The 26510-nt window shown below is 72.6% G+C and carries 27 protein-coding genes and 2 tRNA genes; 11 read left to right on the top strand and 18 right to left on the bottom strand.

The window, feature by feature from the left end; all coding sequences use genetic code 11:
- Positions 1 to 23: 23 nt before the first annotated feature.
- Genes IEX47_RS00250 through rsmI form a run of 3 tightly spaced genes read right to left on the bottom strand, consistent with a single transcriptional unit; the run spans position 24 to position 2616 of the window.
- Positions 24 to 914 carry a TatD family hydrolase gene (locus IEX47_RS00250; RefSeq protein WP_188781774.1) on the bottom strand — a complete coding sequence of 297 codons (891 nt, stop codon included), beginning with the start codon at positions 912 to 914 and terminating at the stop codon, positions 24 to 26.
- Positions 915 to 924: 10 nt separating this feature from the next.
- On the bottom strand, positions 925 to 1755 hold the full coding sequence (locus IEX47_RS00245; RefSeq protein WP_188781772.1) for an alpha/beta fold hydrolase: 831 nt from the start codon (positions 1753 to 1755) through the stop codon (positions 925 to 927).
- Positions 1756 to 1779: 24 nt separating this feature from the next.
- Complete coding sequence (rsmI, locus tag IEX47_RS00240) at positions 1780 to 2616, bottom strand: 16S rRNA (cytidine(1402)-2'-O)-methyltransferase (RefSeq protein WP_188781770.1); 837 nt, start codon at positions 2614 to 2616, stop codon at positions 1780 to 1782.
- A 127-nt stretch (positions 2617 to 2743) separates the two neighbouring features.
- On the opposite strand from rsmI, the gene IEX47_RS00235 reads away from it, so the two are divergent.
- The 4 genes from IEX47_RS00235 to IEX47_RS00220 all read left to right on the top strand — a co-directional run bounded on the left by IEX47_RS00235 (position 2744) and on the right by IEX47_RS00220 (position 8407).
- Positions 2744 to 4387 carry a dolichyl-phosphate-mannose--protein mannosyltransferase gene (locus IEX47_RS00235; RefSeq protein ID WP_188781768.1) on the top strand — a complete coding sequence of 548 codons (1644 nt, stop codon included), beginning with the start codon at positions 2744 to 2746 and terminating at the stop codon, positions 4385 to 4387.
- Positions 4388 to 4410: 23 nt separating this feature from the next.
- The gene (locus IEX47_RS00230; protein ID WP_188781760.1) at positions 4411 to 5094 is read left to right on the top strand and encodes a hypothetical protein; all 684 of its coding nucleotides are present in this window, start codon (positions 4411 to 4413) and stop codon (positions 5092 to 5094) included.
- A 242-nt stretch (positions 5095 to 5336) separates the two neighbouring features.
- On the top strand, positions 5337 to 6911 hold the full coding sequence (locus IEX47_RS00225; protein WP_188781758.1) for a choice-of-anchor G family protein: 1575 nt from the start codon (positions 5337 to 5339) through the stop codon (positions 6909 to 6911).
- Between the two features lie 92 nt (positions 6912 to 7003).
- Positions 7004 to 8407: a copper amine oxidase gene (locus IEX47_RS00220; RefSeq protein WP_188781756.1), complete on the top strand. Its 1404-nt coding sequence runs from the start codon at positions 7004 to 7006 to the stop codon at positions 8405 to 8407.
- 27 nt (positions 8408 to 8434) lie between these two features.
- On the opposite strand, the gene IEX47_RS00215 is transcribed toward IEX47_RS00220, so the two are convergent.
- The 8 genes from IEX47_RS00215 to IEX47_RS00180 all read right to left on the bottom strand — a co-directional run bounded on the left by IEX47_RS00215 (position 8435) and on the right by IEX47_RS00180 (position 14392).
- On the bottom strand, positions 8435 to 9016 hold the full coding sequence (locus IEX47_RS00215; RefSeq protein ID WP_188781754.1) for a lysozyme family protein: 582 nt from the start codon (positions 9014 to 9016) through the stop codon (positions 8435 to 8437).
- A gap of 91 nt (positions 9017 to 9107) precedes the next feature.
- Positions 9108 to 9183: transfer RNA gene (locus tag IEX47_RS00210), tRNA-Ala, on the bottom strand.
- 91 nt (positions 9184 to 9274) lie between these two features.
- Entirely contained in the window at positions 9275 to 10141 is an 867-nt protein-coding gene (gene sepX / locus IEX47_RS00205; protein ID WP_188781752.1) for a divisome protein SepX/GlpR, read from the bottom strand.
- A gap of 60 nt (positions 10142 to 10201) precedes the next feature.
- Entirely contained in the window at positions 10202 to 10807 is a 606-nt protein-coding gene (locus tag IEX47_RS00200) for a GNAT family N-acetyltransferase (RefSeq protein WP_188781750.1), read from the bottom strand.
- Positions 10807 to 11295 carry a MogA/MoaB family molybdenum cofactor biosynthesis protein gene (locus tag IEX47_RS00195; protein WP_188781748.1) on the bottom strand — a complete coding sequence of 163 codons (489 nt, stop codon included), beginning with the start codon at positions 11293 to 11295 and terminating at the stop codon, positions 10807 to 10809. Before IEX47_RS00195 ends, IEX47_RS00200 begins: the two co-directional genes overlap by 1 nt.
- Complete coding sequence (moaC, locus tag IEX47_RS00190) at positions 11292 to 11789, bottom strand: cyclic pyranopterin monophosphate synthase MoaC (RefSeq protein WP_188781746.1); 498 nt, start codon at positions 11787 to 11789, stop codon at positions 11292 to 11294. The genes IEX47_RS00195 and moaC overlap by 4 nt, the downstream gene beginning before the upstream one ends.
- Entirely contained in the window at positions 11789 to 13006 is a 1218-nt protein-coding gene (gene glp / locus IEX47_RS00185; RefSeq protein WP_188781745.1) for a molybdotransferase-like divisome protein Glp, read from the bottom strand. Before glp ends, moaC begins: the two co-directional genes overlap by 1 nt.
- 3 nt (positions 13007 to 13009) lie before the next feature.
- The gene (locus tag IEX47_RS00180) at positions 13010 to 14392 is read right to left on the bottom strand and encodes a UTP--glucose-1-phosphate uridylyltransferase (protein ID WP_188781743.1); all 1383 of its coding nucleotides are present in this window, start codon (positions 14390 to 14392) and stop codon (positions 13010 to 13012) included.
- A 59-nt stretch (positions 14393 to 14451) separates the two neighbouring features.
- On the opposite strand from IEX47_RS00180, the gene IEX47_RS00175 reads away from it, so the two are divergent.
- Positions 14452 to 15036: a 5-formyltetrahydrofolate cyclo-ligase gene (locus tag IEX47_RS00175; protein ID WP_188781741.1), complete on the top strand. Its 585-nt coding sequence runs from the start codon at positions 14452 to 14454 to the stop codon at positions 15034 to 15036.
- 3 nt (positions 15037 to 15039) lie between these two features.
- On the opposite strand, the gene IEX47_RS00170 is transcribed toward IEX47_RS00175, so the two are convergent.
- The 5 genes from IEX47_RS00170 to IEX47_RS00150 form a co-directional block, all read right to left on the bottom strand.
- Complete coding sequence (locus IEX47_RS00170) at positions 15040 to 15279, bottom strand: FmdB family zinc ribbon protein (RefSeq protein WP_188781739.1); 240 nt, start codon at positions 15277 to 15279, stop codon at positions 15040 to 15042.
- 158 nt (positions 15280 to 15437) lie between these two features.
- Complete coding sequence (locus IEX47_RS00165) at positions 15438 to 15791, bottom strand: MscL family protein (RefSeq protein ID WP_188781737.1); 354 nt, start codon at positions 15789 to 15791, stop codon at positions 15438 to 15440.
- Positions 15792 to 15852: 61 nt separating this feature from the next.
- Positions 15853 to 16488, bottom strand: coding sequence for an SAF domain-containing protein (locus IEX47_RS00160; RefSeq protein ID WP_188781735.1), 636 nt, complete (start codon positions 16486 to 16488; stop codon positions 15853 to 15855).
- 82 nt (positions 16489 to 16570) lie between these two features.
- Positions 16571 to 16798 (bottom strand): hypothetical protein, encoded by a 228-nt coding sequence (locus tag IEX47_RS00155; protein WP_188782897.1) that lies wholly within the window; start codon positions 16796 to 16798, stop codon positions 16571 to 16573.
- On the bottom strand, positions 16795 to 17979 hold the full coding sequence (locus IEX47_RS00150) for an LCP family protein (protein ID WP_188781733.1): 1185 nt from the start codon (positions 17977 to 17979) through the stop codon (positions 16795 to 16797). Before IEX47_RS00150 ends, IEX47_RS00155 begins: the two co-directional genes overlap by 4 nt.
- 174 nt (positions 17980 to 18153) lie before the next feature.
- On the opposite strand from IEX47_RS00150, the gene IEX47_RS00145 reads away from it, so the two are divergent.
- Positions 18154 to 18229: transfer RNA gene (locus IEX47_RS00145), tRNA-Arg, on the top strand.
- Between the two features lie 194 nt (positions 18230 to 18423).
- Positions 18424 to 19134, top strand: coding sequence for a class I SAM-dependent methyltransferase (locus tag IEX47_RS00140; protein WP_188781731.1), 711 nt, complete (start codon positions 18424 to 18426; stop codon positions 19132 to 19134).
- On the opposite strand, the gene IEX47_RS00135 is transcribed toward IEX47_RS00140, so the two are convergent.
- Entirely contained in the window at positions 19127 to 20296 is a 1170-nt protein-coding gene (locus IEX47_RS00135; protein ID WP_188781729.1) for a saccharopine dehydrogenase family protein, read from the bottom strand. The genes IEX47_RS00140 and IEX47_RS00135 overlap by 8 nt on opposite strands.
- A 92-nt stretch (positions 20297 to 20388) precedes the next feature.
- Here IEX47_RS00135 and IEX47_RS00130 point away from each other — a divergent pair, with 92 nt between their 5' ends.
- Together IEX47_RS00130 and IEX47_RS00125 are read left to right on the top strand one after the other, a co-directional pair.
- Positions 20389 to 22317, top strand: a complete 1929-nt coding sequence (locus tag IEX47_RS00130; protein WP_188781727.1) for a beta-propeller domain-containing protein — start codon at positions 20389 to 20391, stop codon at positions 22315 to 22317.
- A 38-nt stretch (positions 22318 to 22355) separates the two neighbouring features.
- On the top strand, positions 22356 to 22625 hold the full coding sequence (locus tag IEX47_RS00125) for a DUF2277 domain-containing protein (protein WP_188781725.1): 270 nt from the start codon (positions 22356 to 22358) through the stop codon (positions 22623 to 22625).
- Positions 22626 to 22787: 162 nt separating this feature from the next.
- Here IEX47_RS00125 and IEX47_RS00120 read toward each other — a convergent pair whose 3' ends face one another.
- Positions 22788 to 23474 carry an iron-dependent transcriptional repressor DtxR gene (locus IEX47_RS00120; RefSeq protein ID WP_188781723.1) on the bottom strand — a complete coding sequence of 229 codons (687 nt, stop codon included), beginning with the start codon at positions 23472 to 23474 and terminating at the stop codon, positions 22788 to 22790.
- 45 nt (positions 23475 to 23519) lie between these two features.
- On the opposite strand from IEX47_RS00120, the gene IEX47_RS00115 reads away from it, so the two are divergent.
- Complete coding sequence (locus IEX47_RS00115) at positions 23520 to 24812, top strand: cryptochrome/photolyase family protein (RefSeq protein WP_188781721.1); 1293 nt, start codon at positions 23520 to 23522, stop codon at positions 24810 to 24812.
- Positions 24809 to 26431, top strand: a complete 1623-nt coding sequence (locus IEX47_RS00110; protein WP_188781720.1) for a glycoside hydrolase family 13 protein — start codon at positions 24809 to 24811, stop codon at positions 26429 to 26431. The genes IEX47_RS00115 and IEX47_RS00110 overlap by 4 nt, the downstream gene beginning before the upstream one ends.
- Positions 26432 to 26510 lie beyond the last annotated feature (79 nt).

Genomic DNA, 26510 nt, shown 5'->3' with positions numbered 1-26510 from the left:
GGAAAAAAGATTCGCCGCCGCTCTCACCAGGCGCCGTAGACCGCCTCGGTGTTGCCCGCGACGGCCGCGCAGAGCTCGCCCAGGTCGTCACCACGGGCCTCGGCCATCACCCGCATGGTCAGCGGCACGAGGTACGACGCGTTGGGACGCCCGCGGTACGGGGTCGGGGTCAGGAACGGGGCGTCGGTCTCGACCAGGACCCGGTCGCGCGGCGTCACGCGGAGCGCGTCGCGCAGGCCCTCGGCGTTCTTGAAGGTGACGGTGCCGGAGAAGGAGAGGTGCGCGCCGCGGTCGAGGCAGGCCTTCGCGAAGTCGGCGTCACCGGAGAAGCAGTGCATGACCCAGCGCTCCGGCGCGCCCTCGCTGTCGAGCACCCGCAGCACCGCGTCGTGCGCCTCGCGGTCGTGGATCATCAGCGCCTTGCCGTGGCGCTTGGCGATGTCGATGTGCCGGCGGAACGACTCCTCCTGGGCGGCGAGGCCGTCCTCCGACGTACGGAAGAAGTCGAGGCCGGTCTCGCCGATGCAGCGGACCCGCTCGTTGTCACGGGCGAGCGCCTCGATGCCGGCCAGGTGCTCCTCGAGCGTGCCGGCCTCGGCCAGGCGGGGCGCCTCGTTGGGGTGGAGGGCAACCGCAGCCAGGACCCGGCCGGTCGTGGCGGCCAGCTCGGCCGACCAGCGGGAGCTGGCCAGGTCGACGCCGACCTGCACGATCCGCCCGACACCGACCTCGTCACCCCTCGCGAGCGCGTCGTCGGGCGAGAGCCAGTCGTCGCCGTCGCCGATGTCGAGGTGGCAGTGGTTGTCGACGACCGGGTGCGGCAGCGGCTCGGGGGCCGGCGGGCGCTCACGGTTGCGCTTCGCGCCCGACTTCTCCTCGGTCGCGGCGCGCTGGCGGAGGGGCTGGTCGCTCATGCGACCCAAGTTATCCGGCGACGCGTTCCAGGATCGCGCCGGCCAGCGCTTCCGGCGCCTCGGTCGGGATCCAGTGGGAGACACCCGGCAGCTCGACGAAGTGGTACGACCCGGTCACGTAGCGCTCGCAGAGCTCGGCGGCCCGGCGTCCGACGTACGCGTCTCCGTCGGACCACACGAACGTCGTCGGCGCACCGACCGGGACATCGATCTCCCGCGGGTCGTTGAACGGCAGCTGCCGGTACCAGTTGAGCGCCGTCGGGAGGGCGCCGTCCTCGACGATCTCGCTGCGGAAGCGGGCGTACTGCTCGTCGCTCATCCCGCCGCCACGGATCCACCGCACGAACGGAGCGGAGTCGACCAGCAGCTCGGGGATGCGGGGCAGCTGGAAGAAGCCCATGTACCAGGACTTGAGCCCCTGGCTGCTCGTGTACGCCGCGCGGGTGAACGCGCCGACGTGGGGCACCGAGACCGCGGTGAGCGTGCGGACGGCCTCCGGATGGCGCTGCGCGGTGGCCCACGCCGCCGCCGCTCCCCAGTCGTGGCCGACCACGTGGGCAGTGCCGCCGACCGCGTCGATCAGCGCGCGGGCGTCGCCGGCGACCTTGCGCAGCGTGTAGTCGCGGCGGCGCCCAGGTCGCGCTCCGCGCGAGAGGCCGCGCTGGTCGGGGGCGTAGGTGCGGTAGCCGGCGTCGTTGAGGATCCGGGCGACCGCGGTCCAGGAGTTGCCGCGCTCCGGGAAGCCGTGCAGGAGCACGATCGGCTCGCCGTCCAGCGGCCCGGAGTCGATGACGTCGAAGGTCAGGCCGTCGTTGGTGAACTGGGGGAGCCGCTGGGTCATGCCGGGAACGCTAGCCGCCCGAGGTCAGCTGCGGTGCACGACGTCGTACACCTCACGTTTGGGCACACCGGCCCGGCGGGCGACCTCGAGGATGGCGTCCTTGCGGGTCGCCCCCTCCGCCTCGATCTCCGCGACCAGCGCGCGCCAGGCGTCGGGGTCGTGGGGCACCTCGGAGCCGGGCGCGATGCCCTGGACGACCAGCGTGATCTCGCCGCGCACCTCGCCCTCGGCCCAGGTGACGAGCTCGCCGAGAGGACCCCGGATCACCTCTTCGTAGGTCTTGGTGAGCTCGCGGCAGACGGCACCCGGCCGGTCCGGCCCGAACGCCTCCGCGAGCGCGGCCAGCGCGGCGCCGGTGCGGTGCGGCGCCTCGAAGAAGACCATCGTGCGCTCCTCCTTCGCCAGGGACGCGAGCCGGCGCGAGCGCTCCCCCGCCTTGCGCGGCAGGAACCCCTCGAAGCAGAACCGGTCGACCGGCAGCCCGCTCACCGCCAGCGCCGTCAGCACGGCCGACGGCCCCGGCACCGCCGTCACGTGTACGCCGTGCTCCACGGCCGCAGCCACCAGCCGGTAGCCGGGGTCCGAGACCGACGGCATGCCGGCGTCGGTGACCAGCACGACCCGCGAGCCGGAGAGCAGCAGCTCGAGCAGCTGCGGGGTGCGGCCGGACTCGTTGCCCTCGAAGTAGGAGAGCACACGGGCGGTCGTCTCGATGCCGAGGTCGGTGACGAGGCGGCGCAGCCGGCGGGTGTCCTCGGCCGCGATCACGTCGGCCGCGACGAGCTCGGTCGCGAGTCGCGGCGGCGCGTCCTCGACCCGGCCGATGGGAGTGGCGGCGAGGACGAGGGTGCCGGAGGTCATGCGGAGATCATCGCAGCCGCGCCAGGTCGGCTCGCCGGGTGCGCCTCCGCGCGCAGTCCGGCGCACCACGGGGCGCAGTTCGGCGCACCGCGAGACGCGTGTCGGCGCAGGTCCGTAAGGTGGCGCCGTGCCCGAGACCTCGCCCTCCGCCGCCGAGCGCGGCCGCCCCCCGGCGTACTTCGAGGGCCGGCTCGTCGGCTGGCTGGCCAGCCTCGCGGTCTTCGGCCTCGCGCTCTTCCTGCGGCTGTGGCACCTCGGCCGGCCGCACGAGTTCGCCTTCGACGAGACGTACTACGCCAAGGACGCCTGGTCGATGCTCCACTTCGGCTACGCGCGCAACTACGTGGAGGACGCCGACAAGCACATCCTCGCCGGCCACACGACCGGGCAGTGGACCAGCGGCCCCGAGATGGTCGTGCACCCCGACGTCGGCAAGTGGCTGATCGCGCTGGGCGAGAAGGCGTTCGGCATGGACCCGTTCGGCTGGCGCGTGGCCTCCGCGGTCACCGGCGCGCTGATGGTCCTCGTCATGGTCCGCCTGGCCCGCCGCGTGACCGGCTCGACGATGCTCGGCGTCGTCGCGGGCCTGCTGCTCTGCTTCGACGGCATGCAGCTGGTGCTCTCCCGCCTCGCGCTGCTCGACATCTTCCTCGCGTTCTTCATCCTGCTCGGCGTGCACTGCATCGTCGCCGACCGGCAGTGGATGCGCCTGCGCGTGATGACGCAGGGGCGTCAGCGGATCCTCTTCCGGCCGTGGCTGCTCGCTGCCGGTGTCAGCTTCGGCCTGGCCTGCGGCACGAAGTGGACCGCGATCTACCCGCTCGCCGCATTCGGCGTCGTCGTCTGGCTCTGGTCCGCCGGCGCCCGCCGGGCCGCGGGCACCCGCCTGGCGTTCCTCAAGTCGGTCGTGCTCGACGGCCTGCCGGCGTTCGTGCACCTCGTCGGCGTCGCCCTCGTCGTCTACGTCGCGAGCTGGGGCGGCTGGCTGGCCCATGCGCACGCCTACGAGGAGAACCTCTCCGCGACGCAGTACCACCGCTACGTCAGCTGGGACGGCACCTGCACGGGTGGCACCAAGTCCGAGCTCAAGGACGTGAAGTACGACGACAGCCGGGTGTGGTCGACCGCCGGGGAGAAGGACGCGAGCGGCCTGGGCGAGATCACCCAGTCGTTGCACTCGCTGTGGCTCTACCACCAGGACGTGTACCGCTTCCACACCACGTTCCTCAACTGCAGCACCCACACCTATGCCTCCGACCCGGGCGGGTGGATCCTGCTCAGCCGTCCGGTCTCGGCCTCGGTCACCAACGACATCAAGCCGGGCACCGACGGCTGTGACGCGGCCGCCGGCAGCCACTGCATCCGCGAGGTGCTGATCCTCGGCAACCCCGTGGTCTGGTGGGGCGGCGCGCTCGCCCTCATCGCCTCGGTGGTGCTCTGGGTGGCCCGCCGCGACTGGCGCCACGGCATCGCCGTCGTCGGAGTCGCCGCCACCTGGCTGCCGTGGGAGCTCAACGACAAGCGCCCGATCTTCAGCTTCTACGCCTCCGCCTTCGCCCCGTTCCTGGTGCTGTCGATCGTGCTGGTGATGGGCCACCTCCTGGGGCCCGACCGCGGCCCGTCCACCCGGCGTACGACGGGGACGGTGGTGGCGGGCACCTTCGTGGTGCTGACGATCGCCGCGGCCGCGTGGTTCTGGCCGGTGTGGACCGGCGACCTGCTGACCATCCGGGAGTGGCAGGCGCGCATGTGGTTCAGCCGCTGGATCTGATCCGTTTGGCCTAAGGTCGGCCCATGGAGCACGCGGAGCAGTTTCCCTACGAGGAGTTCGGCCGCCGGTTCTTCGCGCTCGCGGTGACCGAGGACCGCATCCTCGCGGGGGTCAACACGCTCGCGGGGCAACCCATCGACGTCGGCCCGCTGGGCGTCGGTCCGGGCAAGCTCGCGAAGGTGACGGCCAAGGGCCACATCGGCGCCGCCACCGCGCGTCCGATCGCGGGCGACGCGATCGCCTACCGCGTGACGCTGCCGGTGGAGCTCACCTTCGAGGTCCACCTGCAGCTCGACCGGCACCGCTTCCACGCCGAGCTCGAGGTTCCGCTCATCCTCACTGCGCTGGCGATGGAGGAGCTGAAGATCTTCATCGACGTCGCTCCCCCGCTGCCCAACCAGGTGCGGGTCAAGCTGCGCGCTGAGGGACTGCGCGCCTCGCTGCTCAACCGCGTGGTCAGCGTCGACACGGAGCTGCAGCGCTTCGTCGCGAAGTACGTCAAGCGCGAGCTCTCCAAGCCCGAGGTGCTCGCCTCGCGCACCATCGACGTGCTTGCCGCGGTGGAGTCGTCGTGGACGGCGTTCGCCCCGACGCCGAGCTCCGAGCCCGGCCTGATCGCCTCCGACCTCAGCGGCGCGCTCGAGGAGGAGATCCAGCAGAGTGACCTGATCTCCGAGCTCACCGGCGAGTTCCCACCCTCCGACTGAGGATATTTCCGACAAGCAGGACGCTATTTCCTTTTCTCGAATTCCTGCATGGGCCGACCTTTTCGCGGCTAGCAGAAGAACGGGATTGACGGGCGAAAAAGCGCAGGAAAAGTCGCTTCAGTTTTCCGTTGACACGTGGTCCAGACCACCGCTTGAGTTTCCCCGGACGTCGGGGGAATTCGGGCACCCAAAGGCCGGAATGCGTCCTTTTCTCATTCATTCGTCGAGAGAAGGTAAAGGCCATGTTCCGTCCAACTGAGTGGGGCAGTTCGAAGGGCAGCACGACCACGCGCCGATTGTTCGCCATCGGCGCGCTCACCATCACCGCCGTCGCCGCGACGAGCCTTCCGGCCTCCGCGGACAGCGACGGGCTCACCGCGCACGCGTCCGCGAGCGTCATCGGCCAGGGCACCGACGGCGCCGGGCACTCCGAGGCCACCTGGCCCGACAACGCCGGACCGAACACCAGCGGCCCGGTCACGACCGTCCCGCTCAGCGACACGGTCGACTTCGGCCAGGGCGGCGGCATGCAGTCCGTCTCCACGACCACCAGCCCGTACGACGCGAGCGCCCTCTCCGGCTTCATCGGCTCCGACGGCCAGGTGACCTTCGACCGCGCCGACGGCGGCTTCGCCCCGGCCAGCGTCGACCTGCTGGCCTACCTGAAGAAGGGCGGCACGGACCTCTCCGACGCGCTCGTCGACGAGGCGACGCTCCGCCTCGGCCTCGGTGGCTCCGAGGTGATCACCCGCAACGGTCAGGTCATCGACCAGGACGGCGTCGGCGGGCTCGGTCGCTACCGGCTGGGCCAGACCGACCTCGAGCTCGGCTCGCCGAAGGTCAAGGAGGCCGCGGCGCAGATGTACGACGCCGTCGGCCGCCTCGACGACGTCACCGAGACCCAGGTCAACAGCCTCCTCGACCTCACCAAGCTCACCTCGGCCCTGCCGACGGGAGGCTCGGTCACCGCGCGCGTGCACTCCGACATGCAGGACCAGGTCTTCAAGCGGCTGCTGGCGCAGCCGATCACCACGAAGAACAAGGTGCTGACGGTCGACTTCTCCACCGGCCGCGCGACCCTGCACCTCGACCAGTTGCTGCACGGCGAGGAGGTCGTCGACGGTCCCCTGCTGCCCGGCCAGACGGTGCGCCCCGGCGACCCGACCGGCCTCAACAGCCAGGCGCCGAACACCGAGATCATCGATGACGAGATCTACCCGATGATCGCCGAGACCATCCACGACCTGATCGACGAGGTCGTCACCATCGCGGTCGGCTCCGTCGCGGGCGCTCTCGGCTCGGTGACGGTCGACTTCACCGCCACCCTCAAGGGCATCCTCAACAGCACCGCGGTGTCGACGTGGAGCGTCAACCTCATGGGCAGCCAGGTCAAGCCGGCCACCTGCACGTCGTCCGGCCTCGCCGGTCCGGCCCTGTGCACGGTGCTGACCGCCGTGGTCAACACCGCCGTCGTGCCGCTGGCCACCAAGCTGCTCGTCCCCGTGCGTGACTTCCTGCTCAGCGACGCGGGCGCCAACCTCTACGGCCTGGCCATCCAGGACCTGAAGACCGGCATGATGACCGCTCCGCTGCGCGCGGCGATCGACCCGTTCCTCCAGACGCTCGCGCAGAACGTCTCGCTGCAGCTGAACGCGCAGCGGCCGCAGACCTGCACCGCGCCCGACGGGACGCGCCGCACCTCCGGCCTGCAGCTCTCCGCCCTCAGCCTGGCCTTCCGCCGGGCCGCTGCGGGTCCGCGCCTCGACTTCGGCAACGCCGAGGCGAGCGCGAAGTGCGACGGCACCTGGGTCGGCTGACCCGCGCCTGACCCCGGGGGCCGTATCCACGAGGTGGATACGGCCCCCGGCACATGCCCCGGCCCACGTCCTCAGCCCCTTAAGGTCAGCCCATGCGTCGCCTCCTCCCGGCCACCGTCGTCCTCCTCGCCCTCGCCGGCGTGACTGCTGCGTGCGGCAACGGGACGGTCGGCGCGGCCACCACGACGAGCACGAGCGGGGCGACGGCGGAAGCGGGCTCGCTCCGCGGCAACGGCTCGGCGGTCGCCACGGGTGCCCACTGCGGCAAGCGCGAGGTCGGCCTGGCCCGCCGGCTCTCCAGCGGCGCCACCTGGCGCATGTGCCTCCAGATCGACGCCAAGCGCGGCATGGTGCTGCGCGAGGTCGCGCTGACGCCGCCCGGGGGCGCGGTGACGACGATCGCCCACGACCTCTCGCTGGCCCAGCTCGAGGTCCCCTACGACACCGGTGCACGCCTCACCGAGGACATCACCAGCGCCGGCTTCGGCGGCCTCAAGATGCAGGACCTCGGCACGAAGGAGTGCGCGGGAGAGCTCGTCACCCTGCCGGTGCCGACCATCGGCGACGGCTCCCAATTCGGCGAGATCCAGCACCGCAAGGTGGTCTGCAGCGAGGTCACCGACGCGGGCCTCTCCTACCGCTCCTCCGAGAGCGGCAAGGTCCTCGCGGCGCGCAAGGACCAGTGGACGCTCTCGACGGTCTCCAAGGTCGGCTGGTACGAGTACGTCACGCGCTACACCTTCGGCGCGGACGGCACCATCAGCCCCGACCTCGGCGCGACGGGCGACCTCTCCCCCGTCGACTGGACCGCGTCGGCCGCGAAGGGCGCCTCCGTCGGCAACGGCGACGACGAGCACGCCGCCTCCCACTCCCACAATGCCGTCTGGCGGGTCCACTGGGCGCTCGGCAAGGGCCCCCTGGCCGTCGAGCAGTACGACGCCTCCCCCACGGGCAAGATCGGCAAGGAGTCGCCGCTCGTCGACGGCGGGCTCCAGCGCCTCGGCCACGCGACGACCGCCGACCGCGCCAGCCGGCGCTGGTGGCGCGTGGTGAACCCCGGCAACCACAACGCCGACGGCCATCCGGTCTCCTACGAGATCGACCTCGGCGCGACCGACTCCTTCGAGCTCACCGAGGACCGCCTCCACGGCGCGCACCACGGCTACGACGTCGCGTTCACCAACTACGACGCGTGCGAGGTCTTCGCGACCGGCAACGACGAGACCTGCGGCGACGGCGTACCGGACTACGTCGCCGGCGACACGGCGCCCCTCACCGACGTGGTCTCCTGGATCGCGGTCGGCTTCCACCACGTGCCGCGCGACGAGGACCAGTCGCCGATGGAGCTCCACTGGCAGGGCTTCCGCCTGGTGCCGCGCGACCTCACCGCGACCCGCTTCGACGTCCCGTCGTCACGCACGGGCCGCAACGGCCAGCCTGACACCTACGAGGGTGAGCCGCTCGACGAGCTGACCGACGTGCCCGGCAGCAACTAGCGAGCCGCTGTCGGCCGGCGCCGGCCCTCAGGCGTGCGTCCGGTAGTACCGCGCCACCGCCAGGATCTCCCCGGTGTAGCCGGGGCGCGGGTCGATCCGCCGCAGCGCGACGCGGGCCAGGCGGGGTCGACGGAGGTCGCCGACGCCGGCGCAGAGCAGCACGGCGTACGCCAGCGCGGCGTCGTCGAGGTCGCGCCGCCGCTGCCGGCCGTCGCCGTCGGCGTCCACGCGGGAGAACCGCCAGCGGGAGCGTGAGAGGTCGAACGGACCGCGCCCGTGCCCGACGGAGCCGTGCCTGCTCCCGACCCACCCTGCCGCAGCCAGCAGCGGCCAGCGCAGGTGACAGCCGGCGTCGGCGGTGCTCAGCAGACCCGCCGCCGTGCGGTACGCCGCGCCGGCAGCCGCCGGGATCGCGCCCGGGCGACCCGGCCGGGGAGCGACGACGCGCACCGGGGCGAAGCGCACGCCGGTGGCGACCGTCGTCACCGGCGTACGCGGGGCGACGGCTGCTGTCGGCCGGGCGAGCCAGGACGGGGACGTGACTGCGACCCCGGCCACGACGGAGAGGACCGTCACGACCAGGCACCCGAGGAACGAGAGGCGCAGCATCGGGGACATCCTGACCGATCAGCGGCGCTGTGCCGAACCGGCGACACATGGCAGAAGGGCCCGGTCCGTGTGGACCGGGCCCTTCAGCTGCTGGTGGAGGTAAGGGGACTCGAACCCCTGGCCTCCTCGATGCGAACGAGGCGCGCTACCAGCTGCGCCATACCCCCAGCCGCTTCACGCTTGCGCGTGCTGCGTGCGAAAAGATATCACCCGGCTGGCGAGCGCCAAAAATCGGGGTGGCGCACGAAACGGGGTGCTTCAGGAGCTCTTGCGGATGCTGCGTGCGAGGGCCGCCAGCTTCGACTGGCGCTCGGCCTCGTCGGCCTCACGGGCGATCGCGGAGTCCTCGGCGGTGCGGCCCGAGGTGGTCACGCCGGGCGCCGACAGGTCGATGGTGCGGACCGTGCGACGGGTCGCAGCATCCTTCGTGACGTACGTCGGGAGCGTGATCGGGACGGGGCTCCAGAGGTCCTCGCGGACCGCCTCGATCGTGCTGGTGTCGGCGTCGGACCCGACCTCGTCGAAGCCCTGCTCGTTGCGGTCCACCGTGACCGACTCCGGCGCCTCGCCGGACGCGTCCTGGTCGGCCGGGGAAGCAGCGACCGGGGCGTCGTCGAGCACGCGCGGGATGCGGACACGGACCGGCGCCTGCGTGTGGGCGGCCTGCTCGGAGCGGACCATCAGGCGGCAGGTGACCAGCCAGGCGACCAGCAGCGTGGCGGGCGCGGCCTGCCAGGCCCAGCCGACCACACCGAACGCCGCGGTGACCGCGACCGCGACGTTGAGGACGAGGAGCGTGACGAGCACGCGGCGACGGCGCTGCGCCGCGCGGCGGGCGGCCTCGCGACGAGCGCGGATCTGGGCGGCCGACGGGCGGCGCACGCGCGCGGCCGGAGCGACGGACGCCCCGACGGGCGCGTCGGCGGGGGTGCCGGTGGACGTCGCGGCGTCAGCGGAGGCGCTCGCCCCGGCAGGCTCGTTGCGGGAGAGGACGCGCAGCGCGGAGGAGAAGCGCTCCACGGAGTGGCTCACCGCGCCCTCGTCGGCCGACTGGAGCGCCTTGGGCACGAGATAGACGGCCCAGGCCACAGCCAGGGCCACGAAGATCAGGGAAGTGATGTCCACGCTCTGAGGTTAGGAGCGATAGCGCAGGATGAGACGCAAGTCCATAGGTGTGTCGGGAAATCACTCCTGTGACGATTGGGTCTTGCCCGCCTCGAGACGGGCCACGAGGCCCCCGGGGCACTCCTCGACCGTAATCCCGAAGAGCACGTGGTCACGCCACGCGCCGTTGATGTGGAGGTAGCGCGGCGCGTAGCCGCACCGCTGGATGCCGAGCTTCTCGACCACGCGCAGCGAGTTGGTGTTCTCCGGGCGGATCGCCACCTCGATGCGGTGCAGCCCCTCGACGTCGAAGCAGTGGTCGATCGCGAGGGCGACGGCGAGCGGGATGATCCCGCGACCGGCGTACTCCTGGCCGATCCAGTAGCCGATGGAGGCGAAGTTCGCCGAGCCGCGCACGATGTTGTTGACCGTGACCTGGCCGGCGAAGCGGCCGCCGACCTCGATGGCGAACGGCATCGCCTGGCCGTTGCGGGCCATGCGCGCGAGCCGGCGCGCCAGTGCCCGGAACGACGTGGGCCGGGCCGAGCCGCCGGGCGGCATCGTCGCCTCCCACGGGCGCAGCCAGTCGTTGTTGCGCGCGCGGAGCTCCTGCCACGCGTCGTGGTCACCCGTCTCGAGCGGCCGCAGCGTGACGGGCCCGTGGCGGAGGGTGACCGGCCAGGCCATCAGTCCGCCCGCACGTGGTCGCTGCCCACGATCTGCTCGACCGCGTGGACGACGACACCGTCGAGGGTGGCCAGGCCATCCTTCACGCCGCCCTTGCTGCCGGGCAGGTTGACGACGAGGCACGAGCCGATGACCCCGGCCAGCCCGCGCGAGAGCGCGGCCGTCGGGATGCCTGCCTGCAGGCCGCGCAGCCGGATCGCCTCGGCCAGGCCGGGCACCTCGCGGTCGAGCAGCGGGCGGGTCACCTCGGGCGTGCGGTCGGTCGGGGTGAGACCGGTGCCTCCGGAGGTCAGCACGACGCGCGCGCCGGCGTCGACGGCGGCGCGGATCGCCTCGCCGACCGGCTCGCCGTCGGGGACGACCGCGACCGTGGGCTCGAAGCCGTGGTCGCGGAGCCAGTCAGCGATGAGGGGGCCGGTCTCGTCCTCGTAGACGCCGGCGGACGCACGGTTGGAGGCGATGACCACCCCCGCGGGCAGGAGGCTCATGCGTCGACCCCGGGCCGTGCCCAGTCGCCGGACTTGCCGCCGGTCTTGGTCTCCACGCGGACGTCGGTGATCACCGCGGCCTTGTCGACGGCCTTGACCATGTCGACGACGGTGAGCGCGGCGACCGAGACGGCCGTGAGCGCCTCCATCTCGACGCCGGTGCGGTCGGTGGTCTTCACCCGCGCCGTGATCTCGACGGCGTCGTCGGCGACCTCGAGGTCGACCTTCACTCCGGAGACCGCGAGCGGGTGGCAGAGCGGGATCAGGTCGGGCGTCTTCTTCGCGCCCATGATCCCGGCGATCCGGGCGACGGCGAGCGCGTCGCCCTTCGGCACGCCCTCACCGCGCAGCAGCGCGACGACCTCGGCGGAGACGAGGACCCGGCCGGAGGCGGTCGCGACGCGCGTCGTGACGTCCTTCTCCGAGACGTCGACCATCCGGGCAGCCCCGGAGGCGTCGACGTGGGTCAGGCGGCCAGGCACCTCGGCAGGCATCAGAACTCCTCGTCCAGCAGCAGGACCTGCACCGTATCGCCCGCGCGCACCTCCGTCGTCTCCTCGGGCACCACGATGAGGGCGTTGGCGGCGGCGAGGTCGCCGAGCAGGTGCGAGCCGTGCCCGCCCACCGGCGCGACCAGCCCCGCGTCGTACGCCGCACGGACCATCTGCCGCTTGCCGTACGCCGACCCGAAGCCCTTGCTGCAGCGCGCGGCCCGCAGCGGGTGGACGACGCGGTGGCGGCCCTGCAGCGTGCGCAGGGCAGGGAGCACGAAGAGCTGGAAGGAGATGTACGCCGAGACCGGGTTGCCCGGCAGCGTGAAGACCGGGACGCCGTCGACCGTGCCGAAACCCTGGGGCTTGCCGGGCTGCATGGCGACGTCGCCGAACCAGAGCCGGTCGCGCAGCGCCGCCTTCACCACGTCGAAGTCGCCCTGGCTGACGCCACCGCTGGTGACGATCAGGTCGGCGCGCGAGATCTGGTCCTGGAGGGTCTCCAGGAAGGCGCCGGGCTCGTCGGCCACCGACCCCACGCGGTAGGCGGACGCGCCCGCCGCGCGGGCGGCGGAGGCGAGCAGCGTGGAGTTGGCGTCGTGGATCTGGCCCGGGCCGAGGGGCTGTCCGGGCTCGCGGAGCTCGCTGCCGGTGGAGACGATGACGACGCGCGGCCGCGGGCGGACCTCGACCCGGCCCTCCCCCGCACCGGCCAGCAGGCCGAGGTGGCGCGGTCCGAGCACGGTGCCGGCACTGACCAGCAGGTCGCCGGCATCGACGTCCTCGCCACTGCGACGGATGTTCTGCCCGACGACGGCGGGGTGCTCGATCAGCACCTCGTGCGAGCCGCGGTCGGTCCACTCGTAGGGCACCACCGCGGTGGCGCCGGGCGGGACGGGTGCCCCGGTCATGATCTTGACGGCGGTGCCTGGCGCGAGATCGTCGATCGTCGCCGCACCCGCGCCGATCCCGCCGACGACCGGCAGGTGCACCGGCGACTCCGGAGTCGCGCCGACGACATCGCGCTGGTGCACGGCGTAGCCGTCCATCGCGGAGTTGTCGAAGGCGGGCAGCGGCAGGGCAGCCACGACGTCGGACGCGACGACGAGGCCGAGGGCGTCGCTCAGCGGGACGGTCGCAGGCGGCAGCGGCTCGACCGCCGCGAGGATGCGGGCGAGGTGGTCGTCGACCGGCGTGGTCGGCCTGCCGTGGTCCGCCATCGCTCAGTCCTCCGCGAGGACCGTGCCGGCAGGGACCCGCTGGGCCGCAGACTTCTTCTCGAGCACCACCGTGCCCTTGACCTCGACACCCCGCTCGAAGGTCCAGTCACCCTCGACGGTGAAGCTCTGCGCCGCGCGGAGCGAGGGAGCTCCGTCGGGGAACCGCTGGTCGAAGTCGCCCACCAGCTTGTAGACGTCGCCGTCGAGCGCCACGAAGGGCACCTCCTCGGCAGCCTGGTCGAGCACGTAGTCCTCGCGCAGGTCGTAGACGTCGGAGCGCAGGACGAGCAGGTCGTCGGTGGTCTTCACCGGGACGAAGCGGTCGCGGCCGACCTCGATCGTGGTCGCACCCTCGAAGACCTCGATCGCGGCGCCCATCGCGCTCTCGGCCTGGATCACGCGCGGCGAGCGCGGGTCGCCCGGGTCGACGGTCTTCTCGTTGCGGATCAGCGGCAGCCCGAGCACGCCGTCGCGCTCGGTCAGCGTCGCCTTCATCGCGACCAGGTCGAACCAGAGGTTGTTGGTCGACGTGTAGCGGTGCCGGTCGAGGTCGGCGAGCGCGCCCCGGTCGGAGTCGAGGGTCTGCGCGGACTCCCGGAGCACGATCCGGCCATCGGCCTTGCGGCGTGCGAAGTGGCCACCCTTGCGGTCGCTGGGGGTGCGGCGTACGGCCTCGATGGCGAACGGCGCGCCCGACTGTGCGAACCAGCCGGCGACGCGGGCGTCGGGCACGGCACCGAGGTTGTCGGAGTTGGAGACGAAGACGTGGCGGTAGCCGGCGGCGATCAGCGCGTCGAGGATGCCGGTGCCGAGGAGGGCCGTGTAGATGTCGCCGTGGCCGGGAGGGCACCACTCGAGCGACGGGTCCCTCTCCCACGTGACCGGCTGCAGCGAGTCGACGAGGAGCTTGGGCTCCTTGTTCTGCAGGAACTCCAGCGGCAGGCCGGCAACCGGAAGGTCGGCGTAGCGCGCCAGGGCGTCCATGGTGTCGGCGCTGGTGCGGAAGCTGTTCATGAAGAGCAGCGGCAGGGGCGCGTCGTACTCCTTGCGGAGGTGGAGCACCTGGCGCGCGATGACGTCGAGGAAGCTGAGCCCCTTGCGCACACAGAGCAGCGACTTCGCGCGCTCCATGCCCATCGAGGTGCCGAGGCCGCCGTTGAGCTTGATGACGGCGGTGTGGCGGATCGCCTCGGCCGCGACCTCGTCGGCGACGGTCACGTCGGCCAGCGCGTCCATGTCGTGCGGCTCGATCGTGTCCTCGGGGATCATCCCCGTCGCCCCCTCCTCCAGCTGGTGGAAGTAGTGGGTGAAGACCTCGATGGCGACCGGGTCCACCCCGGCCTCAGCCATCTTGTCGCGGGCAGCGGCGAGCGCGTCGGTTGCCATGCGGGGCATCGTAGGCCGGTGCATGCCGCAGGTTTCCAATCGACCGTAGGCTGACCGGCATGCCCGAGCCCGACGTCACGCTCGCGAAGACCGGCCTGCGTGACCAACTTCTCGCTGCCCGACGCTCGCTCGACGTCGCCACCCTGGGGGCCAGCGCACAGGCCCTGGCCGACGTCGTGCTCGCCCTCCCCGAGGTACGCCGGGCGGCCACCGTGGCGGCGTACGTCGCGGTCGGCTCGGAGCCCGGCACGGGTGCGCTGCTCTCCGGGCTGCTCGCCGCCGGCAAGCGGGTCCTGCTGCCGGTGCTGCTCCCCGACAACGACCTCGACTGGGCCGTCCTGCGCACCGAGGACGACCTCGTGCCCGCGCGACGGGGCCTGCTGGAGCCCGCCGGGCCCCGCGTCGGCCCGGAGGGCATAGCGACCGCCGAGGTGCTGCTCGTGCCGGGCATGGCCGCCGGTGCCGACGGCGTGCGCATGGGCAAGGGCGGCGGCTCCTACGACCGGGCGCTCAACCGCGCCGCTCCCGACGCCTTCGTCTGCGTGCTCCTGCACGACGGCGAGCTGCTCGACGCCGTGCCGGCCGAGCCGCACGACGTGCCGGTCCACGCGGCGGCGACGCCGTCGGGCGTCACCCGCTTCTGAGCGTCAGCTGGCGCTGGCGGTGCTCGACGGCTTCGAGCTCCCACCGGAGGAGCTGCTACTGGAGGACGAGCGCGAGTCGGTGCGGTAGAAGCCCGAGCCGTTGAAGGTCACGGCCGCGGCGGAGAAGACCTTGCGGAGCTTGCCGTCGCACTCGGGGCAGACCGTCAGCGCATCCTCGCTGAAGCTCTGGTACTGCTCGAAGGCGTGGCCACACGCGGTGCAGGCGTACTGGTAGGTCGGCATCGGGTGCTCCTCTCATCTCCTCATCAGCCCTGCGGCAGGGAGGTGGCTGGCACTCGCGCCAGCCGACTGCCAGTGTACGCAACCCCACCACTCGACGGGGAAATGGCGCGAGGCCCGCCTCCCTGGGGAGACGGGCCTCGCGGTGGAGCGGTGGCGACTCAGGCGCGCTCGACCAGGGCGTTGCGGATGTCGGTCAGGAGCTCGACCTCGGACGGGCCCGCAGCCTCGGCCGGGAAGAACTTCTCCTTCGCGTGGGTGTAGGGCACCACGATGAAGAAGTAGACGACCGCAGCGATGATCACGAACGCGACGAGCGCGTTGAGGAAGAGGCCGACGTTGACCTCAGCGACCTTGACCTTGCCGAAGTCCGGCTGGCCGCCGGCCTTGCCGATGAAGCCCATCACGACGTTGGTGAACTCGGTGACGACCTTGGCGAAGGCCGTCGCCATGATGAACGCGACAGCGAGCTCGATGAGGTTGCCACGGAGCAGGAAGTTCTTGAAACCGGACATCTGATCTCTCCTTCAAGTTACCGGTGCGCCATGCGCCGAGCATGGCGATCTTGCCCGCAGACTAGCGGGCCAACGCGACCGTCAGGAGACAGCGCGCCGCGTGGCCGGAGATCTCTGCTCCCTGTTCTGGCGTCACCTGGAGCACGACCAGCCGGCCCTGCCGCCCGTCACGGCTGACCGGCGCGGGCAGCGCGAGGACGAGCGCTGCATCAAGCAAGCGCGTGCCCAGCGGATCGGCCGCTGCCGGGTCGGCGGCGTAGAGGTCGACCCGGTCGCCGACCCGGAGCAGCGCCACGACGTCGGCGTCGGGGATCCGGACCGGCAGCGCGACCGCACCCGGACGCCCCTCGAGGAGTGACGGCCCGACCAGCCGGGCATCGGTGAGCACCTCCCCCGCGCCCACCGCCGCCGCCAGCGTGCGCCCCACGGGAGCCTCGGCCGCGTCGTCGGGCACCGCCGCGGCAGGCAGGGCCTCACTGGCGACGTCACCGGGCGCGACCACGCTGCCGGCCGCCAGGTGGCGCACGGCGACGAGGGTCTGCGCCGTCGGCTCCGGCGGCGGCGCGAGCGCCCGCAGGGTCGCCAGCACCGCCACCGCGGCACACACCGCGCTCAGCAGCCGGCGCCGCACCAGCAGCGCCCGCCGCACCTCACCTGCCGCGGCGGCCAGCCGACGGCGTACACCCGAGACGTCCATGGCCCGACGCTAGAGCGCGTACGCCGACCCGTGCCGGCGCTCTCCACAGGCACCGTCCGCCGCCCTCGCCGTGGTCGGTGCGTCAGCCGTGGTGCGGCGGGACCTGCCGCTTGAGCCACTCCTCCGACGTGCCACCGGAGCCCTGCTCATCGCGGTCGTCGGAGGTGCTCTCGGGTACCACGTCGCCGAAGATCGCGGCGAGGCGCGCCTTGCGCTTCCAGGCCGGCTCGACCTCCACCGGCTCGACGTCCACCGGCTCGACCTCCTTCGGCGTGTGCGCGGAGGTGGACTCGTCAGGCGCGCCGGTCACGCGCAGAGGCCGTTCTCCTGCGCGATCTCCTCGCGGGTCTTCTCGTCGGCCGAGGGCGACGAGGACGGGGAGGAGCTGGGCGAGGACGAGGACGAGGACGAGGGCTTGCTGTTGTCACTCTCGCCGGCGGTGACCGCCTCGGAGCTGAGCTTCTTGGTCAGCGGAAGGTCCTTGCGGATCTTGCGCCACAGCACGTTGGCCTCGTCGGTCTTCCACTCGAGGCGGTTGGGGTCGGGCGCGTAGGACTGGAACGGCACGGTGATGAACTTGATGTTCGCCATGTCGATGTCCTTGAACTCCAGGGCGAGGCCGGCCATCTTGCGGATGTCCTTCAGCCCGGAGTCGACGGTCAGCGACTTGGTCGCGGCCTTGAGGAAGCTGAGCAGCTTCGTCGGCGAGAGCACCACGCCCTTGCTCATCACCCGGTCGATCAGCGAGGCGATGAAGACCTGCTGGCGCTTCATCCGGCCGATGTCGCCGTTGGCGGAGATGTCGCTGCGGACGCGCACGTAGTCGAGCGCCTCCTTGCCCCTGACGACACGACGGCCGGCGTCGAGGTGGATGTGGCCGTGGGTGTCGTTGACCTCCTTCGGCACACAGATCTCGACGCCCTTGACGGCGTCGACCATGCCCTTGAAGCCACCGAAGTCGACGACGACGAAGTGGTCGACGTGGATGCCGGTCAGCTTCTCGACCTGCTGCATCGTGCAGAGCGGGCCGCCGAGCGAGAAGGCGACGTTCCACATCGCGAAGCCGCCGGGGATCGTCTTGCCGTTGGGCATCTGGCAGTCGGGGCGCTGGACCATGCCGTCGCGCGGCAGGCTCACGCCGTACGCGTGCTTCCGGTCGGCCGAGAGGTGGAGCAGGATCGTGGTGTCGGAGCGCTGGCCGTCGCCGGTCAGGCCGTCGATGTTGTTGCCCTTGCCGTCGCGGGCGTCGGACCCCATGACCAGCACGTTGAGCGGCTGGCGCGGACCCGCCACCAGCTCCTTGACGGCACGGTGGGTCAGGTAGCCGGTGCCGACGACGTCGACGTTGGCCGTCAGGGTGCGCACGGAGTAGGAGACGAAGAGCATCGCCCCGACCGTCAGCGCCAGCAGGCAGTAGCCGAAGGACCGCAGCACGTGGTGGTGACGCGGCGCCGCGGCGCGGTGCCGGGCAGCGGCGCTGTGCTGGCTCAACAGACTTCCTTCTGGACGCGGGCAGGCGCGCTGCCCTCCCCGAGTGAAGGACGACACGTCCCTGCATTGTGACGTGCGCGGCGCGATCGGACAAAAGCATCCCCCCAGCACCCTGAGCGGACCCCGTGCGAGGATGTACGCCGTCGTGTCGCGGTCGCGCGTCGCGACAACCCCGCCCTAGTAGCTCAGGGGATAGAGCACCGCTCTCCTAAAGCGGGTGTCGCAGGTTCGAATCCTGCCTGGGGCGCCACGCACGACGGAGCCACGGCGACCTCCGCCCCAGCCGGCGCGCGGGAAGGGAAGCCCGATGCTCCTGCGACGCAGCTCCGCGGCGATCAGCCCCACCGCCCACTACACCGGCTACGTCTGGGCGCGTCACGGCTCGGTCCTGCTGCCCTCGCCACGCGCACCGGCGCGGTCCTCTACAACGCGCTGCGGCCCGTGATGGGCGCCTCCGCACGAGGTGGCGGGCCCACCCTCGAGGGGCTCCTCCTCGGCCGGCACCGCGCGATGGACACCCTGCTCACCGAGGCGATCGAGAGCGGCCGGGTCGGCCAGGTCGTCGAGATCGCGGCCGGCCTCTCGCCCCGCGGCCTGAGCTACGCCTCGACGTACGCCGGGCGGCTGACCTACGTCGAGGCCGACCTGCCGGCGATGGCCCGGCAGAAGCGTGACGCGCTCGCGCGCCTGGGCACTCCCCTGCCGGCCGGCCACCGGGTCGTCGACATCGACGCGCTCGCCACCGACGGCCCGCTCTCGCTGGAGGCGCTCTTCGCCCAGCTCGACCCGACCGTCGGCACGGCCGTGATCACCGAGGGCCTGCTCAACTACCTCCCCGCCGACGCGGTCACCGGCCTGTGGGCGCGGATCGCGACGGGACTGCGCCGCTTCCCGGCGGGCGTCTACCTCTCCGACCTGCACCTCGCCGGCGAGAACCACAGCCCGCTGCTCAGCAGCTTCTCGACGCTGCTCGGTGTCTTCGTGCGCGGCAGGATCCACTTCCACTTCGCCGACGCCGCCGCCGCGACCGAGGCACTGCGGGCCGCCGGCTTCTCCGCGGCGGCGCTGCACCGCCCCGACGACGCGCGCTTCGGGCTCTCCCCGGAGCTGCGCGCGGGGGCCCGGATCGTGCGCGTCGTCGAAGCGGTCAGCTGATCGTCTGGAACCGGATGCCCGCGGCCTCGAGGCGGTGGATCAGCCGGTCACCCATCGCCTGCGCGGGGGTGACCATGCCGGCCGTCGAGGGGTTGTCGTCGAAGACCAGGCAGAGCGCCGACTCGGCGAGCATCTTCGACGTCTCGGTGTAGCCCGGGTCGCCGCCCGACACCCGCGTGTGGACCGTGCGGCTGCCCGACTCGCCCACGAAGTCGACGGTGAACCACGACTTCCGCCGGCGCTGCTCGCTCGGCCCCTCGCCCTGCGGGACCTTCCGGCCCAGGAGCTCGCGCACCGGCTTGACCTGTGCGGCGACCGCGAGGCCGGCAGCGCCGAGCGAGCCGCCCGCGGCGTACCGCAGGGTCTTGGTGCCGGCGAAGTGGGAGTAGCGGAAGTCCGGGCCGTACGCCGGCAGGGCCGCGCCGCTGCGGGCGACGACGAACGGGTCGATCGTCGGCAGCGGCACCAGCCAGTAGCCGAGGAGCCGGTCGCGCCCGGGCTTGCCGGCGACGGCGCGGCTCCGGCGGCCCTCGGGCTTCGGCTCGGCCTTGCGGCGCGCGACCATCGCGTCGCGCATCTGCCTGGCGCGCGCGAAGGCGCCGAGCGCGGAGTGGAAGGTGCCACCGGAGAAGGTGCCGTTGGAGCGGACGACGCCGCGCACGGTGATCGGCTTCGAGGCGTCGAGCTGCTTCACCGTGTAGAGCGCGCCGAGGTCGTGCGGGATGGAGTCGAAGCCGCAGGAGTGGACGATGCGCGCACCGGTCGCCTCGGCGGTCGCGTGGTGCTTCACGTACATCGTGTCGACGAACTCGGGCTCGCCGGTCAGGTCGACGTAGTCGGTGCCCTGCGCGGCGCACGCGGCGACGAGCGGCTCACCCAGCTGGAGGTAGGGGCCGACGGTGGTGATCACGGCATGCGCCCGGGCCACGACCAGCTCGAGGGCGGCCTGGTCACCGGCGTCGACGACGACCAGCTCCATGACCTCGAGCCGCGGGTCGATGCCGGCGAGGCGGTCGCGCACCTGCTCGAGCTTCGCCTTGTTGCGCCCGGCCAGGGCCCAGCGCAGGTTGGCCGGAGCGTGGCGGGCGAGGTACTCCGCCGTGAGGCCACCGGTGAAGCCGGTGGCGCCGAAGAGGACGATGTCGAGATCGCGGTCGGTCATGCCGGACACTCTGCCGCAGGTCACCGACAGCGCGGAACCATCCCCCGTGACCCGGGCGGGAACCACCTCGTCGGCCGGCGCGTCCCACCGGCATGAAGATCTCGCTCCCCGTCACCGCCGGCGTCGCGGCCCTCGCCCTCGGCGGCGCCTTCGTGGCCGGCGTCCAGGTCGGCGACCACACCACGCTCCCCCGCGGTGACGACGGACGGCCCTCGGCAGGGCAGCGGCTCGCCGCCGGCACACCGCTCACCGCCGGCGACCTCTCACTCGTCTCGGCCGGCGACTGCGAGTCCCTCCTCGACTGGTACGTCGACAACACCCGCGACCTGGTCACCGCCTGGGGCTGGGGCGGCGGCGTCCTGTACGGCGGCGCGCGCGGCGTCCTCGACGACACGCCCGTCGCGGTGGAGGCGCGGGCCCCGCTGGCGACGAAGTCCGTCGCCGAGGCGTCCAGCAGCGCCACCGGCACCAACGTCCAGGAGGCCGGGGTCGACGAGCCCGACGTGGTCAAGGCCGACGACGGCGTGCTGGTCCGGGCCGTCGGCGACGACCTCGTCGTCTACGACGTGACCGGCAAGACGCCCCGGCGGGTGGGCCGCCTCGACCTCCTCGAGGGCGCGAAGGAGCAGCAGCAGCCCGAGCTCCTCCTCGCCGACGACCGGGTCATCGTGCTCGGTCAGAGCTGGAGCGCCGACGGCCCGTCCACGCGCGTCACGACGGTCTCGCTCGCGGACCCGGCCGCGCCCGAGGTCGTCGACACCACGACGTACGCCGCGAACCTGCTCGCCGCCCGCCAGTACGGGGACACGGTGCGACTGGTCCTGGCCAGCGGCCTTCCCATGCTCGACTTCGTGATGCCGCACGGCTCGCTGACCGAGCGGGAGGCACTGCGGAAGAACCGCGAGATCGCCGCGCACTCGACGATCTCCGACTGGCTTCCTTCGCTCACGTCGCACGGCCGGACGCAGCAGGTCGTCGCCTGCGGTGACATGGCCCGCCCCGAGGACTTCGGCGGCGCGGGCACCGTCTCGGTCGTGGGCTGGTCGGCGGATGCGCCCGACCATCGGTCGTCCACGGGGGTGGCGACCGACGGCCAGACCGTCTACTCCTCCGCCGACCGGCTCTACCTGGCCACGCCCGGCGGGTGGGGCGGCGAGTGCCGGGCGATGGTCTGCGGCGGCCCCATGCCGCTCACCAAGGGCGTCGGCCCCTGGCCCGGTCGCGGCTCCGGCACGACGCAGCTCCACGCCTTCGCCCTGGACGGCGACCACGCGGCGTACGTCGGGAGCGGGGAGGTCGACGGCTTCGTCGCGGACCGCTGGGCGATGGACGCGGTCGACGACACGCTGCGCGTCGCCGTCGGTCCGTCGGAGCAGACCGGCGACTGGAACTCCGTCGTGACGCTGCAGGAGAAGGACGGCGCGCTCGAGCCGCTGGGGCGCGTGGACCGCCTGGGCGTCGGCGAGCAGCTGCAGTCGGTGCGCTGGTTCGACGACCTCGCGGTCCTGGTGACCTTCCGCCAGGTCGACCCGCTCTACGCCGTCGACCTCTCCGACCCCGCCCACCCGAGGACACTGGGCTCGCTGAAGGTGCCGGGCTACTCCGACTACCTCCACCCGATCGGCAAGGGCCGGATCCTCGGCCTCGGTGTCGACGCCGACGACAAGGGCAGGACCCGCGGTGGCCAGGTCGCCGTCTTCGACCTGCGCGACCCGCGCCACCCCGTGCGCCAGGGCGTCGTGAAGTACGCCCGGAACCTGCAGGTCATGGCCGGCCAGGACCCCCGCCAGTTCACGTGGGTCCCGTCCCGCCAGACGGCGTACGCCGTGGTCGCCCGCTACGGGATGTCGGGTGGCGTGAGTGCCTGGGTCTCCGAGCTGAAGGTCGGTGCCGGCGGCTCCCTCACCCGTCACAACGTCCGCGGCGCCGACGGGTACGACGACGTCGCCGCGCTGCGCACCGTCCCCCTCCCCGACGGCCGCGTGGTGCTGGTGACGGAGGAGTCTGCGCGCTTCCTCTGAGCCTCCACGCCAGCCAGACGTCCGGCTACCGTGGAGGCATGTGCCGCAACATCCGCCCCCTCAACAACTTCGAGCCGCCGGCGACCTCCGACGAGGTGACCGCGGCGGCGCTGCAGTTCGTCCGCAAGGTGTCGGGCACGGTGAAGCCGTCGCAGGCCAACCAGGCCGCCTTCGACGAGGCCGTGCACGAGATCGCGCACATCACCCAGCACCTGCTCGACCGCCTCGTCACCACCGCGCCGCCGAAGGACCGCGAGGCCGAGGCCGCCAAGGCCCGCGCCCGCGCACAGCTCCGCTACGGCAGCTGAGCGCCGCCCATCGGCGCACGCCCGGCCGGCTTCCGGGCGCAGGCCGGTGCCGGGCCGCCACTTGAGGGTGCTAGCGAGCGCAGCGAGCGAGCCCGAAGCCGGGCAGGTCCCTCGCGCAGGCCCGGCGTCGGCACCCGGCGCACCACGGCGCCGGCGTACGGATCAGAGGCGCGTGACGAAGATGTGGTCGGCCGAGTCCAGCATGACCTCGGCGGTCTCGCCGCCGGAGCCCACGAGGACGCCCTCGCGCGTCGGCGCCGCGGTCACGGTCTGGCCCGGCAGCGCACCGACGCGGCGCAGCGCCGACATCAGCGACTCGTCCTTCTGCGTCTCCTCGGAGATGCGGCGCACGAGGACCCGCACCTCGCCGGGGCCGGTGATCGCGGCGAGCGCCTCGACGCCCTCCATGAACTCGTCGACGTCTCCGGGCTGCCCGAGCTCGTCGAGGCCCGGGATCGGGTTGCCGTACGGCGACTCGGTGGGGTTGCCGAGCAGCTCCAGGAGGCGGCGCTCGACCTGCTCGGAGATGACGTGCTCCCAGCGACAGGCCTCGGCGTGCACCAGCTCCCAGTCGAGCCCGATGATGTCGGTGAGCAGCCGCTCGGCGAGGCGGTGCTTGCGCATGACGCGGGTGGCCAGGGTGCGGCCGTGGTCGGTGAGCTCGAGGTGGCGGTCGCCCTCGACGGTCAGCAGGCCGTCACGCTCGAGGCGGGCGACGGTCTGCGACACGGTCGGGCCGCTCTGGTGCAGGCGCTCGGCGATGCGGGCGCGCAGCGGCACGATCCCCTCCTCGATCAGCTCGTAGATCGTGCGGAGGTACATCTCGGTGGTGTCGATGAGGTCGCTCACCGGTCCATCATCGCGCATCACCCGCGGGCTGGCAGAGTGGGCGGCGTGAGTGAGCAGCCCCGTTCGGTCCTGTGGCTGCGCCGGGACCTCCGCCTGCAGGATCATCCGGCCCTCGTCGCAGCGGCCGATGCGGCCCCGGAGGTCGTCGCGCTCCACGTCCTCGACCCCGCCGAGCTCGCGTCGTACGGCGCCAACCGGCGCGCCTACCTGGCCGCGAGCCTGCGGGCCCTCGACGAGCAGCTCGGCGGGCGCCTCGTCGTCCGGTCGGGCCCACCGGAGGAGGTCGTGCCCGCGGTCGTCCGCGAGGCCGGCGCCGGGTCGGTCCACGTCAGCGCCGACACCACGCCCGCCGGCCGCGCCCGCGACGAGCGGGTGGCCGCCGCCCTGCCCGTGCCGCTCGTCCCCACCGGCAGCCCGTACGCCGTGGGGCCGGGGCGGGTGCTGACCGGCCAGGGCACGCCGTACCAGGTGTTCACGCCGTTCCTGCGGGCCTGGGCGGCACACGGCTGGGCTCCGCCGGCACCCTCCGTCGAGCCGCGGTGGGCGCAGCTGCCGGGCGAGGGCCTCCCCGAGGCCGCCGCCACGATCGAGCTGCCCGAGGCGGGCGAGCAGGCCGCGCTCGCGCGCTGGGAGGAGTTCCGGGAGGGCGCGCTTGCCGACTACCCCGTCGACCGCGACCGCCCGGACCGTGCCGGCACGTCGTACCTGTCGATCGCCCTGGCCTGCGGCGAGATCCACCCGCGCACGCTCCTGGCCGGCCTCGCCGACGCCGACGTCCCCGACGAGGCCGCCGCCCGGTTCCGCGCCGAGCTGGCCTGGCGCGAGTTCCACGCCGACGTGCTCTGGCACCGGCCGGAGGCGCTCACCGAGCCGCTCCGGGAGGAGTACGCCCGGATGGAGCACGACGAGCCGGGGGCGGCGTTCGACGCCTGGTGCGCGGGCCGCACCGGCTTCCCGCTGGTCGACGCGGGCATGCGGCAGCTGGTCGCAACCGGCTGGATGCACAACCGGGTGCGGATGGTGACCGCGTCGTTCCTGGTCAAGGACCTCCACGTCCACTGGAGCCACGGCGCGCGGTTCTTCCTGGAGCACCTCCTCGACGCCGACGTCGCGCAGAACCAGCTCAACTGGCAGTGGGTCGCGGGCTGCGGCGCCGATGCGGCACCGTGGTTCCGGATCTTCAACCCGACCGCCCAGCAGCGCCGGTTCGACCCCGACGACCGCTACGTCCGCCGCTGGATCCCCGAGCTCGGCACCGCCGACTACCCGGAGCCGGTCGTCGATCATGCGGAGGCGCGTCGGGAGGCACTGGCCCGCCGGGAGAGGATGACCCCATGAGCTCGTCCCCGTGGTGGCTGCACGCCGTCTGCTACCAGGTCTACGTGCGCTCGTTCGCCGACTCCGACGGTGACGGTGTCGGCGACCTGGCCGGCATCACCTCACGCCTGCCCTACCTGCGCGACCTCGGCGCCGACGCGCTGTGGATCACGCCGTTCTACACCTCGCCGCAGCGCGACCACGGCTACGACGTCAGCAACTACTACGACGTCGACCCGCTCTTCGGCACGCTCGCGGACGCCGACGAGCTGCTGGCCCGGGCCCACGAGCACGGGCTCCGGGTGATCATCGACCTGGTGCCCAACCACACCTCGAGCGAGCACCCGTGGTTCCAGGCGGCGCTCGCCGCCGGTCCGGGCTCGCCGGAGCGGGAGCGCTACCTCTTCCGCAAGGGGCGCGTCGACGCCGACGGCGTCGAGCACCCGCCGAACAACTGGATGTCGCGCTTCCAGGGCCCGGCGTGGACGCGCGTGCCCGACGACCCGGCGCAGGCCGACGGTCCCGGCGAGTGGTACCTCCACCTCTTCGACAGCAGCCAGCCCGACCTGAACTGGCGCCACCCCAACGTCCCGGAGGAGTTCGACCGGATCCTGCGGTACTGGCTCGACCGCGGCGCCGACGGCATCCGGATCGACGTCGCGCACGGCCTCTTCAAGGAGGAGGGCCTGCCCGACCAGCGCCTCGCTCCCGGCGAGTCCAACGACCCCGGTGAGTCGCTGATCAACCAGCGCCCCAGCCACAGCCCCATGTGGAACCAGCCGGAGGCCCACGAGCTCTACCGCCGCTGGCACGACCTCCTCGCGTCGTACGACGGTGACCGGATGGCGATCGCCGAGGCGTGGGTGAAGGACCCGGAGAACCTCGCCGACTTCGTCCGCCCCGACGAGCTGCAGCAGGCGTTCAACTTCCACTGGCTCAACGCGCCGTGGTCGGCCGAGGCGTTCCGCGGGGTCATCGAGCAGACGCTCGCGGTCGTGCCCGCGCCGACCTGGGTGCTCGGCAACCACGACGTCGTCCGTCCGGTCACGAGGTACGGCGGCGGCGAGCTCGGCCTGCGCCGCTGGAAGGCCGCGCTGCTGGCGATGCTCGCGCTGCCCGGGTCGGCGTACATCCACCAGGGCGAGGAGCTCGGCCTGCCGCAGGCCGAGGTGCCCGAGCACCTCCAGCAGGACCCGCGCGCCGGGGTCGCGGGCCGCGGCGGGCGCGACGGCTGCCGGGTGCCGCTGCCGTGGTCGGGCAGCAAGCCGCCCTACGGCTTCGGTCCGGGCGACGGCCAGCCCTGGCTTCCCCAGCCCGATGAGTGGGCCGACCTCTCGGTCGAGGCCCAGAGCGGCGTGGAGGGCTCCACCCTCGAGTTCGTACGCCGCGCGCTCGCCCTCCGCCGCGACCTGCTGGCCGGCTTCGACGACGACCGCGACGGGGAGCCCGGGCTCCACGTCGAGGGCACCGCGACCGAGCTGGTGATCCGGCGCGGTCCGCTGGTCTGCCACCTCAACACGGACTCGTCACCGGTCCCGGGCGAGCGCCGCGAGGAGCTGCTCGCGGGCCACGAGGTCCTCCTCTGCAGCGGCGACGAGCCCGGCGGCGCCGACACCGCCACCTGGCTCCTCGCCCGCTGACCCCGTCGTGAACCGAGCAGTACGAACGTCATCTGCGCCCGAAAGCGTTCGTACTGCTCGGTTCGCGGGCGGTTACCCG

Source organism: Nocardioides phosphati, assembly GCF_014646375.1.
In the GTDB taxonomy this organism is placed as follows: Bacteria; Actinomycetota; Actinomycetes; order Propionibacteriales; family Nocardioidaceae; genus Nocardioides; species Nocardioides phosphati.
The sequence above is the reverse complement of the archived record's forward strand: the minus strand, read 5'-3'. Positions and strand labels throughout refer to the sequence as shown.